The sequence below is a fragment of the Peribacillus sp. NPDC096540 genome (assembly GCF_050278525.1).
GTDB lineage: Bacteria > Bacillota > Bacilli > Bacillales > DSM-1321 > Peribacillus.
Genome location: NZ_JBNNTG010000070.1, coordinates 1 through 10,309 on the forward strand (window position 1 = coordinate 1; position 10,309 = coordinate 10,309).

8 protein-coding genes, 9 tRNA genes and 1 rRNA gene are annotated in these 10,309 nt (G+C 40.3%); 17 read left to right on the top strand and 1 reads right to left on the bottom strand.

Features of this window, described 5'->3' with window-relative positions; all coding sequences use genetic code 11:
* Positions 1-110: 110 nt before the first annotated feature.
* From rrf to rocF, 11 genes are all read left to right on the top strand, one after another.
* Positions 111-226, top strand: a 5S ribosomal RNA gene (gene rrf / locus ACQKMR_RS27445).
* Between the two features lie 46 nt (positions 227-272).
* Positions 273-347 (top strand) — tRNA-Asn (locus ACQKMR_RS27450).
* 3 nt (positions 348-350) lie between these two features.
* Positions 351-423 (top strand) — tRNA-Thr (locus ACQKMR_RS27455).
* A gap of 30 nt (positions 424-453) precedes the next feature.
* Positions 454-528 (top strand) — tRNA-Glu (locus tag ACQKMR_RS27460).
* Positions 529-546: 18 nt separating this feature from the next.
* Positions 547-622, top strand: a tRNA-Val gene (locus ACQKMR_RS27465).
* Positions 623-641: 19 nt separating this feature from the next.
* Positions 642-717: transfer RNA gene (locus ACQKMR_RS27470), tRNA-Thr, on the top strand.
* An 18-nt stretch (positions 718-735) separates the two neighbouring features.
* A tRNA-Tyr gene (locus ACQKMR_RS27475) sits at positions 736-819 on the top strand.
* A 103-nt stretch (positions 820-922) separates the two neighbouring features.
* A tRNA-Gln gene (locus ACQKMR_RS27480) sits at positions 923-997 on the top strand.
* Positions 998-1,000: 3 nt separating this feature from the next.
* A tRNA-Gly gene (locus ACQKMR_RS27485) sits at positions 1,001-1,072 on the top strand.
* A 22-nt stretch (positions 1,073-1,094) separates the two neighbouring features.
* A tRNA-Ala gene (locus tag ACQKMR_RS27490) sits at positions 1,095-1,170 on the top strand.
* Positions 1,171-1,445: 275 nt separating this feature from the next.
* Positions 1,446-2,348: an arginase gene (gene rocF / locus ACQKMR_RS27495; RefSeq protein WP_427700101.1), complete on the top strand. Its 903-nt coding sequence runs from the start codon at positions 1,446-1,448 to the stop codon at positions 2,346-2,348.
* 137 nt (positions 2,349-2,485) lie between these two features.
* On the opposite strand, the gene ACQKMR_RS27500 is transcribed toward rocF, so the two are convergent.
* Positions 2,486-2,671 (bottom strand): Spo0E family sporulation regulatory protein-aspartic acid phosphatase, encoded by a 186-nt coding sequence (locus ACQKMR_RS27500; RefSeq protein ID WP_427700102.1) that lies wholly within the window; start codon positions 2,669-2,671, stop codon positions 2,486-2,488.
* A gap of 172 nt (positions 2,672-2,843) precedes the next feature.
* Between ACQKMR_RS27500 and sigW the strand changes: the two genes are divergently transcribed.
* From sigW to glmS, 6 genes are all read left to right on the top strand, one after another.
* Positions 2,844-3,407 (top strand): RNA polymerase sigma factor SigW, encoded by a 564-nt coding sequence (sigW, locus tag ACQKMR_RS27505; RefSeq protein WP_427700103.1) that lies wholly within the window; start codon positions 2,844-2,846, stop codon positions 3,405-3,407.
* 16 nt (positions 3,408-3,423) lie between these two features.
* The gene (locus ACQKMR_RS27510) at positions 3,424-4,053 is read left to right on the top strand and encodes an anti-sigma factor family protein (protein ID WP_427700104.1); all 630 of its coding nucleotides are present in this window, start codon (positions 3,424-3,426) and stop codon (positions 4,051-4,053) included.
* Positions 4,054-4,259: 206 nt separating this feature from the next.
* Positions 4,260-5,084 (top strand): diadenylate cyclase CdaA, encoded by an 825-nt coding sequence (cdaA, locus tag ACQKMR_RS27515; RefSeq protein ID WP_427700105.1) that lies wholly within the window; start codon positions 4,260-4,262, stop codon positions 5,082-5,084.
* Entirely contained in the window at positions 5,077-6,414 is a 1,338-nt protein-coding gene (locus ACQKMR_RS27520) for a CdaR family protein (protein WP_427700106.1), read from the top strand. The genes cdaA and ACQKMR_RS27520 overlap by 8 nt, the downstream gene beginning before the upstream one ends.
* Before the next feature lie 55 nt (positions 6,415-6,469).
* Entirely contained in the window at positions 6,470-7,819 is a 1,350-nt protein-coding gene (gene glmM / locus ACQKMR_RS27525; protein ID WP_427700107.1) for a phosphoglucosamine mutase, read from the top strand.
* 443 nt (positions 7,820-8,262) lie between these two features.
* Positions 8,263-10,065, top strand: coding sequence for a glutamine--fructose-6-phosphate transaminase (isomerizing) (gene glmS / locus ACQKMR_RS27530; RefSeq protein ID WP_427700108.1), 1,803 nt, complete (start codon positions 8,263-8,265; stop codon positions 10,063-10,065).
* Positions 10,066-10,309 lie beyond the last annotated feature (244 nt).

Below are 10,309 nucleotides of genomic sequence, written 5' to 3' on the forward strand. Positions count from 1 at the left end.
GCTGACTGATACTAATAGATCGAGGACTTAACCATAGCTTTAAAAAAATGAAATACCTTCTTATTATCTAGTTTTGAAGGAATGAAAATTTCTTCGAAAAATGAATATAGTCTGGCAATGATGGCGAAGAGGTCACACCCGTTCCCATTCCGAACACGGAAGTTAAGTTCTTCAGCGCCGATGGTAGTTGGGGGTTTCCCCCTGTGAGAGTAGGACGTTGCCAGGCTATTCATTTAAAATCTTTAAATGAGTATTAGGAAACATTATATTATTCCGCAGTAGCTCAGTGGTAGAGCATTCGGCTGTTAACCGAACGGTCGTAGGTTCGAGTCCTACCTGCGGAGCCATATGCTTCCATAGCTCAGTAGGTAGAGCACTTCCATGGTAAGGAAGAGGTCAGCGGTTCGAATCCGCTTGGGAGCTTCCCAATCTATCTATTAACATAAAAATATTGGCCCGTTGGTCAAGCGGTTAAGACACCGCCCTTTCACGGCGGTAACACGGGTTCGAATCCCGTACGGGTCACCATTATATACTTATTAGTCCGGAGGATTAGCTCAGCTGGGAGAGCATCTGCCTTACAAGCAGAGGGTCGGCGGTTCGATCCCGTCATCCTCCACCATTTTATTTTGAAAATATTTGCCGGTGTAGCTCAACTGGTAGAGCAACTGACTTGTAATCAGTAGGTTGGGGGTTCAAGTCCTCTTGCCGGCACCATCTACAACCATATATTGCGGAGGGGTAGCGAAGTGGCTAAACGCGGCGGACTGTAAATCCGCTCCTTCGGGTTCGGCAGTTCGAATCTGCCCCCCTCCACCATTTTAATAAAAACCTGTGGATCAGTTATATATTCTCTATAAAAGGGAAATATATGATTACCACCTTTTTATTTTGTTGAACAATAATAAAACATATTATATATTGGGCTATAGCCAAGCGGTAAGGCAACGGATTTTGATTCCGTCATGCGAAGGTTCGATCCCTTCTAGCCCAGCCATTTGCGGAAGTAGTTCAGTGGTAGAATACAACCTTGCCAAGGTTGGGGTCGCGGGTTCGAATCCCGTCTTCCGCTTACTATATATTTAATTCCTTTAGGGGCCTTAGCTCAGCTGGGAGAGCGCCTGCCTTGCACGCAGGAGGTCAGCGGTTCGATCCCGCTAGGCTCCACCATCTAACTACATACACTAAAACTTACGTCTTAAGCCGATTACGGTTTAAGACTTTTTTTATTTTAAAAAGTTGATTTTTGTTAAGCGTAATTTAAGTTATTTTAAATATCTAACTTTTTTACTTTACTTTCTAATTAGGGAAACGGTTTAACGAGGGATTTTAAGACAAAGAGTGTATACGGTAATTAAAGTTAACTATCTGCATGTTTATACATATAAATGTTCAGTTGAACCACTTAGTATATAAGATATAAAATGGTAGAAAGGGGGAATTATATGTCTATTCAGAAAATTTCTATTATCGGGCTACCTATGGATCTTGGTCAGGAAAGACGAGGGGTGGATATGGGACCAAGTGCAATCCGCTGTGCAGGGATCGTCGACCGGCTCGAACGATTAAAGATAGAAGTAGAGGATTTGGGAGATATAGCAGTAGGACGCCCTGAAAATGCACAGGAATCTGGTACAAATTTAAAAAACTTATCGCTAGTTGCTAAGGGAAATACACAATTAGCAACAAGAGTAGATAAAATTATACAAGGCGGGTCTTTCCCGCTCGTTCTTGGGGGAGACCATTCGATAGCCATCGGAACACTCGCAGGAGTTTCGAAGCACTATGAAAATGTTGGCGTAATTTGGTATGATGCACATGGAGATTTAAATACGGAGGAAACTTCACCATCAGGGAATATACATGGTATGCCGCTAGCTGTCAGTATGGGGCTTGGCCATCCCGATCTAGTTAATATTCATGGTTCAACTTCTAAAGTAAAACCTGAAAATATCATAATTATCGGGGCACGCTCTTTAGATGAAGGTGAAAAAGAGTTAATACGTGAAAAAGGGATTAAAGTGTTTACAATGCATGAAATTGACCGAATGGGAATGACTAGGGTCATGGAAGAATGTATAGATTATTTAAGAGAAAGAACAGATGGCGTTCACCTTTCTTTGGACCTGGATGGGGTGGACCCAGCGGATGCGCCCGGGGTAGGAACTCCAGTAATTGGTGGTATTAGTTATCGGGAGAGCCATTTGGCTATGGAGATGCTGGCGGAGTCTGAATTAATTACATCAGCTGAATTTGTAGAGGTAAACCCTATTTTAGATGAACGTAATAAAACCGCAATCGTTGCCGTGGCCTTAATGGGCTCGCTATTTGGAGAAAAGCTATTATAACTTTAAAATAAAAGAAACAGTAACCGGCTTGTATTAGGTTACTGTTTTTTATATGCTAGAAGGCGTAAGTTGATTTTTAAAGATGTTTTTATAATATCTATATTTATATTTATATGGTTGTAATCTCAGCTCCATATTCACTTTAGAGCACATCGGTCGGTTTGACTTCCATTTTTCGTTAAATGGAAGTATTGGTTGATCAAAACATCCAGTTTTATGCTTACTTCAATAACTTCATTATCAACCATCGAGGAGCGGGAAGCTAAAATTATCATTTTCTGTCTGTATAGTTCAATATGATCTAAAATTTGTTCGGCAGTCATACAGTGATTCACTCCCTTAGGTTATACAATTTCTAACTATATAGCCTTGTTTTTTTTTTCTTAAACATAAATTGTAAAACTTTGTTAAAATTAAAGTAATAAATTATGAAACCTTTTAGCTTACGATTCGTAATAATCGTATAGCCGCATGAGCGGGGGTAAAAACCGGAAAATGGATGCACTCATTAAAGAGAGAATTAATCAAGTATTAAAAGGAGACCATAATGCATTTGGGGAAATTGTCGAACTATACAAGGACAAAGTTTTCCAGATATGTTTTAGGATGCTCGGAAATAGGCAAGAAGCAGAAGATTTGGCACAAGAGGCCTTTGTCAGAGCCTTTGTGAATATTCGTAGTTTCAATATACAAATGAAATTTTCTACGTGGTTATACCGAATTGCTACGAATCTTTGCATTGATCGTCTTCGTAAGAAAAAGCCGGATTACTATTTAGATGCAGAAGTTAGTGGAACTGATGGATTGAATATGTATTCCCAAATTGCATCAGATTTGGCTAAGCCCGAGGTAGAAGTTGAATCTTTAGAACTTCAGGAAACCATTCAAGTAGAAATTATGAAGTTGCCTGAGAAATATCGATCGGTAATCGTATTGAAGTACATTGAAGAATTATCGTTAAAGGAAATCAGTGAAATACTAGATTTGCCAGTCGGCACGGTTAAGACGAGAATACATCGTGGTCGGGAAGCCTTGCGTAAACAACTACGCCATTTATGAAAAGAAGGTGAGAAAAATGAACTACCATGAGGAAATCATTGATTATATGCATGATTATTTAGATGAGGACATCAAACCGGAGCATAAAGAAGCTTTACGTGATCACTTGCATACTTGTGCAGAATGCCGGGATTATTTTCATGAAATGAAAAAGGCAGTCGCTCTTGTACAAAGTACCTCCCATATTAAGGCCCCAGATGACTTTACAACAAGGGTTATGGCTCAATTGCCAAAGGAAACGAAAACAACGGGTGCTAAACGTTGGTTAAGAAGCCATCCTTTTATGACAGCAGCAGCCGTGTTCATTGTATTGATGACAGGTTCTCTTTTTTCCACATATAATCAGGACGAACATTTTTCAGTTTCCAAGCAAGCTAATTTATTAGTCGAAGGAGAAACCGTGATTGTGCCTGCTGGTGAGACCATTGAGGGGAATGTGGTAGTTCAAAACGGTAACATTCGAATTGAAGGGGAAGTGAAGGGTGATGTGACGGTCATAAATGGACATAATTATATGTCTAAGGCGGGGAATGTGACCGGAAGCATCCATGTTATTGACCAAGCTTTTGAGTGGATGTGGTACAAAATTAAGGATACCGCAACGTCTTTGCTTCCTATTAAAGAGGAAAAGGGGAATAAGGAGTAAGAGGAGCTGAGCGAATGCATCGAATATACGGTGCATTCGCTCAGCTTTACTTCGTAAAAGGAGGGGATTTTTTACTTCATTAGACCTTAACGTGTAACTTTCTCACACTAGTTTTAGAAGTATTATTTAAAAAATGGTATACTATTAAGGTTATTACATAACGATTGTTATTGTTATTTGGAGTAATACTGACTGGAGGAAACAACATGTCTTTATCCAATTTGAGTGTTTGGGACTATGTAGTAAATTTCATTGATATTCTCCTTGTTTGGTTTGTGATATATAAATTGTTAACTATTATTCGAGGCACGAAGGCTATACAGCTGCTAAAAGGAATTTTTGTAATTGTCATTGTAAAAAGCTTAAGCAACCTGTTTGGTTTCAATACACTTGGATGGTTAATGGCACAAGTCATGAATTGGGGAGTACTGGCGATTCTTGTCATTTTTCAACCTGAACTGAGGAGAGCGCTTGAACAATTAGGACGTGGGAAGCTCTTTACAAGAGGCAGCGTTCCAGAAGAGAACCAGCAAGAGCGTTTAGTAGAAGAAATATTAAAGGCGTCCACTTATATGGCGAAAAGACGAATTGGAGCCTTGATTACGATTGAAAAAGGAACGGCACTGGGCGATTATGTTGAAACAGGGATTCCTCTAAAGTCCTATATTTCTTCAGAGTTGCTTATTAATATCTTTATACCTAATACGCCACTCCATGATGGTGCAGTGATTTTACAAAATAATCAGGTGGCAGCTGCAGCTTGCTATCTGCCTTTATCAGAAAGTCCGTTCATTTCAAAAGAACTTGGTACCCGGCATAGGGCAGCTATTGGTATGAGTGAAGTGACGGATAGTATTACAATCGTTGTATCTGAAGAAACGGGAGGGATCTCTGTTACTAAAAACGGAGAACTGTTCCGAGATTTGAATCAAGAGTCATTTAGGGCAATGCTTACTAGTGAACTGGTAGTGGAAAATATCAAAACAACTTCCTCGAGTATCTGGAATTGGAGGGGGAAGAAAAATGGATAAATACACCAACAGCGCTTGGTTTATGAGAATTGTTGCTTTTGCTTTGGCAGCTCTTTTATTCATCTCCGTTAATTTTGAGATGGAGTCAGATAAAAAATCTCTTGGTTTATCTACTGCTCCTGAGATTAGTACGGAAACCATTGAAAATGTACCGGTTGAAGTGTACTATGACCGTGAAAATTTGGTGGTGAGCGGAGTCCCTGAAACGGTGGATGTTACTCTAAAGGGAGCAAAAAGTCTATTGATAAATGCGAAAAACCAAAGGAACTTTAAAGTTTATGTGGACCTTTCGGATCCTGAAATCTCAATGGGGAACAGAACTGTCACATTTAAAATAAGTGATTTGAATGAAAAGTTAGTGGCGACGATCGATCCTGAATATGCGGAAGTCAATGTTCAGGAACGGGTGACGAAGGAATTCAAAGTTGAAGCCGAGTATAACAACTCTTTACTTGAAGAGGGATATACCGCAGGCCAGCCAACGGTCAGCCCTAAAACTGTTAAAATAACTGGTGCTAAAGATGTAATTGAACAAATTTCCTATGTTAAGGCAAATCTTGAAATAAGTAAGGGTCTTAACGAAACGATGAATGGCAAGGCCACAGTAAAAGCTCTTGACCGGGACTTAAACAAATTAGATGTTACGATTGAACCGGCTTCGGTTGCAGTGTCACTAGAAGTTAGTATCCCTTCGAAAACGGTAACCATTGCACCAAAGCAAACTGGAAAAGTAAAGGACGGCATCCGAATTAAGAGTATAAGTGTCGATCCAAAAGAGGTAATCCTATATGGGTCAGAAGCCAGCCTTGAACAAATAAGTGAAATAAATCTTCCTGTTAATATTTCCAAAATTGATGGAGATGCCGAATTGGAATTGGATCTTACTAAACCAGAAAGTGTACAAAAAATGTCCTTGGGTAAGGCAAAGGTCAAAATTAATACTGAAAAAATTGATGTCAAAGAAGAGGATGTAGAGGCAGTCAAAGAAGTCGATAAAGTTGATAAAGTCGAGGAAGAGGTAGTTGAAGAGGATGAACCACCTGCCATCGAGTCTAAAACTTTCACCAATTTAAAAATAGAACCTGTAGGTATACAGGAAGACCAAGAAGCCGAATTGGAATCCGATGTAGCGAGCATCACTTTGCTTGGGGAAGCGGATGAATTGAAAGAAATAACTAAAAACGACATTACACTTACAGTAGATGTTAGTAATTTAGATGAAGGTATGCATGATGTAGAACTGGTAGTAAAGGCGCCTGCAGGAGTGAGTTGGGAACTGGATTCAAAAACGGCTAAGGTCTCTATTACTCAGAAAGCCGAAGAAACATAACCTTCCTTTAACATCATTTAATTTAGTAACGATTCGAAGAAGGAGCGATAAAAAGATGGGTAAATATTTTGGAACAGACGGAGTTAGGGGTATAGCGAATAGCGAATTAACACCGGAGTTGGCATTTAAACTAGGTCGTTTTGGCGGCTACGTTCTTACTAAAAATACAGAAAAACCTAAAGTGCTGATTGGACGCGATACACGTATATCAGGTGAAATGCTGGAAGGTGCACTTGTTGCTGGTTTATTATCAATTGGGGCTGAAGTTATGCGCCTTGGTGTAATTTCAACACCAGGAGTTGCTTATTTAACAAAGGCGTTAAGTGCTGAAGCTGGGGTCATGATTTCTGCTTCACATAATCCGGTTGCAGATAACGGTATTAAATTCTTCGGTCCGGATGGTTTTAAGCTATCGGATGATCAAGAAGCGGAAATTGAAACATTGTTAGATTTAGAAAAAGATGAACTACCACGTCCAGTAGGCGGCGATTTAGGCCATTTAAACGACTATTTTGAAGGTGGACAAAAGTATCTTCAGTACTTAAAGCAATCAGTAGATGAAGATTTTACAGGCATTCATGTTGCGCTTGATTGTGCACATGGCGCGACATCATCCTTGGCTATGCATTTGTTTGCGGATCTAGATGCAGATATCTCTACAATGGGAGCATCGCCAAATGGCTTGAACATCAATGATAAGGTAGGTTCCACGCACCCTGAAGCACTTGCTGGTTTCTTAAAAGAAAAAGGGGCCGATGTTGGACTTGCTTTCGATGGTGACGGCGACCGCATCATTGCCATTGATGAAAAAGGAAATATAGTTGATGGCGATCAAATTATGTATATATGTGCGAAATACCTGAAAGAAAACAATCGTTTGAAACAGGGGACTGTGGTTTCTACAATCATGAGTAACCTAGGTTTTTATAAAGGTCTTGAGGAGCACGGAATTCAAAGTGCCCAAACAGCAGTAGGCGATCGCTATGTTGTAGAGGAGATGCGAAAAGGCGGCTACAACCTTGGCGGTGAGCAATCCGGGCATATTATCTTCCTAGACTACAATACGACAGGGGATGGCTTATTGACAGGCTTACAGCTTGTAAACATTATGAGTGAAACACAAAAACCCTTATCAGAGCTTGCAAGTGAGATGAAAAAATATCCACAGACGCTTATCAATGTTAAAGTGACTGACAAGCATGCTGTAACTGATAATGAAAAGGTGCATGAAGTCATAAAAGAAGTTGAGGCAGAAATGGAAGGAAACGGGCGTATATTGGTGAGACCATCTGGAACTGAACCGCTTGTCCGTGTTATGGCTGAAGCACCAACTGTAGAAGAATGCAATCGCTATGTTGATCGTATCGTCTCTGTGGTGAGAGCGGAAATGGGAATAAACGAATAACTAATCATATGCATAAAAGGAACAGAATATCCTTTTATGCATATTTTTATAAAGAAGTGTTTTTTTCATTGGTTAAAGTAACAAAGAATTGACCTATGTCCCTGGTTTAAGGTATGATTATCCTGATTTAAAGCATATTTTGTTTAAAGGAGGGTAGTAGGAGAAAGGGATTTACAAAGCGCCTGAACTAAGTCTGATCGAGAATGGCTTAGTTGACGAGGAGGAGGTTTATCGAATGATCGGCGGATACCTCCCGGCTGAAGTGCACAGCCGCAGTAATTCTAATCTTAAAACAGTGGGGCAACCTACTGCACAAAGGGTTGGAAATGCACAATGGGAAAGGCTTTAAGCATTTCCTTTATAAAAATAAATATCAGAGATGAGGGGGCAGGGATGCCCCCGTGCATTCCTGTTCCCTCAAATCGGTTGGAGGAACAGAAATTATGTGTGGAATTGTTGGATATATTGGTCTTAATGATGCGAAAGAAATTCTATTAAAAGGTCTTGAAAAGCTAGAATACCGCGGCTATGATTCTGCAGGGATTGCTGTGAAAAATGGTGCAGGCGTTACTGTCTTTAAGGAAAAGGGACGAATTGCGGACCTCCGTGGATCTGTGGATGAAAAGACTATTGCACATACAGGAATAGGTCACACTCGCTGGGCTACTCATGGTGTGCCAAGTCGGGATAATGCTCATCCTCACCAAAGTAATTCAGGCCGCTTGACTTTAGTTCATAATGGGGTCATTGAAAACTATGCGATTTTAAAACGTGAATATTTGAAGGACGTTGCTTTTAAAAGTGAGACAGATACGGAAGTCATCGTTCAACTTATAGAGAAGTTTGTAAACGATGGTATGGAAGTAGAAGAAGCGTTCCGTCAAACACTCACTCTTTTAGAAGGCTCATATGCCATTGCCCTGTTAGATGCTGAAAATGATGAAACTATTTTTGTCGCTAAAAATAAAAGCCCGTTGCTAATCGGTGTGGGAACAGACTTTAACGTTGTCGCTTCAGATGCAATGGCCATGTTGCAAGTCACTGATCAATTCCTTGAACTGATGGATAAAGAAATGGTTATTGTGACAAATGAAAAGGTAACAATCAAGAACCTTTCCAACGAAGAAGTTTTTCGTGCTCCATTCACTGCAGAATTGGATGCAAGTGATATCGAAAAAGGTACGTATCCTCATTATATGCTTAAAGAAGTCGACGAGCAGCCTGCTGTCATACGTAAAATTATTCAAGCTTATCAAAATGAAGAAGGCAAACTGGCAATCGATTATAGCATTACAGAAGCAGTAAGTGAGGCTGACCGTATATATATCGTCGCTTGTGGAACTAGCTATCATGCGGGCTTGATTGGTAAGCAATTCATCGAAAAAATGACTGAAATTCCGGTTGAAGTCCATGTGGCATCGGAATTCACATACAACATGCCGATATTATCTAAAAAGCCGCTTTTCATCTTCATTTCACAAAGTGGAGAAACTGCGGATAGCCGTGCGGTATTAGTGGCAATTAAAGCGCTTGGTCATAAAGCTTTAACTATTACAAACGTACCGGGCTCTACGTTGTCACGTGAAGCGGATTATACGCTCTTGCTTCATGCCGGCCCTGAAATTGCAGTTGCCTCTACAAAAGCGTACACAGCTCAAGTGGCAGTATTGGCTATATTAGCAAATGTTTCTGGACAATTCCGTAACCTAGAGTTGGATTTCGACCTTGTTAAGGAGCTTGGAATTGTTGCGACAGCAATGGAAGCTCTATGCGATTCGAAAGAAGAGATGGAAGCTATTGCCCATGAATATTTGTCAGTTACAAGAAACTGCTTCTTCATCGGCCGGTCCCTTGACTACTATGTTGGTCTTGAAGGGGCGCTTAAGCTGAAAGAAATCTCTTACATCCAGGCAGAAGGCTTTGCTGGTGGTGAGCTTAAACACGGAACGATTGCCTTGATTGAAGAAGGTACACCTGTTATAGCTCTTGCTACTCAAGCGGGCGTCAACCTAAGCATCCGTGGTAATGTCAAAGAAGTCGTTGCCCGTGGTGCTAAGCCTTGCATTATTTCGATGAGTGGGTTGGAAGAAGAAGATGATCGCTTTGTCATCCCTGAAGTGAACGAACTATTAACACCTCTTATCTCTGTTATCCCGATGCAACTCATTGCGTACTACGCTGCCTTGCACCGCGAATGTGACGTGGATAAACCACGTAATCTTGCGAAAAGTGTAACGGTTGAGTAAGCTGGAATGAATGCAACGTATCTGTTGTAGCTTTGTAAAAAAGTTTGATTAAAATCATCTCTCCTCTATAGTTTTCTTAGAGGTGAGATGATTTTTTTATTGGATATTTACGCCAATATCACTATGAAGATTGTGAAGAAATGTACTTAAACTAACGGGGCAGGTTAGCTGAATAAGGATAAGTCGAGTAGCAGGTATGCCGGGTATTACTATGATATTGATATGAATCATTATTATTTGAATG

Excerpts from the sequence above, each read along its gene's own strand:
- rocF (WP_427700101.1), top strand. The coding sequence starts at position 1,446 with ATGTCTATTCAGAAAATTTCTATTATCGGGCTACCTATGGATCTTGGT.
- ACQKMR_RS27500 (WP_427700102.1), bottom strand. The coding sequence starts at position 2,671 with ATGACTGCCGAACAAATTTTAGATCATATTGAACTATACAGACAGAAA.
- sigW (WP_427700103.1), top strand. The coding sequence starts at position 2,844 with ATGGATGCACTCATTAAAGAGAGAATTAATCAAGTATTAAAAGGAGAC.
- ACQKMR_RS27510 (WP_427700104.1), top strand. The coding sequence starts at position 3,424 with ATGAACTACCATGAGGAAATCATTGATTATATGCATGATTATTTAGAT.
- cdaA (WP_427700105.1), top strand. The coding sequence starts at position 4,260 with ATGTCTTTATCCAATTTGAGTGTTTGGGACTATGTAGTAAATTTCATT.
- ACQKMR_RS27520 (WP_427700106.1), top strand. The coding sequence starts at position 5,077 with ATGGATAAATACACCAACAGCGCTTGGTTTATGAGAATTGTTGCTTTT.
- glmM (WP_427700107.1), top strand. The coding sequence starts at position 6,470 with ATGGGTAAATATTTTGGAACAGACGGAGTTAGGGGTATAGCGAATAGC.
- glmS (WP_427700108.1), top strand. The coding sequence starts at position 8,263 with ATGTGTGGAATTGTTGGATATATTGGTCTTAATGATGCGAAAGAAATT.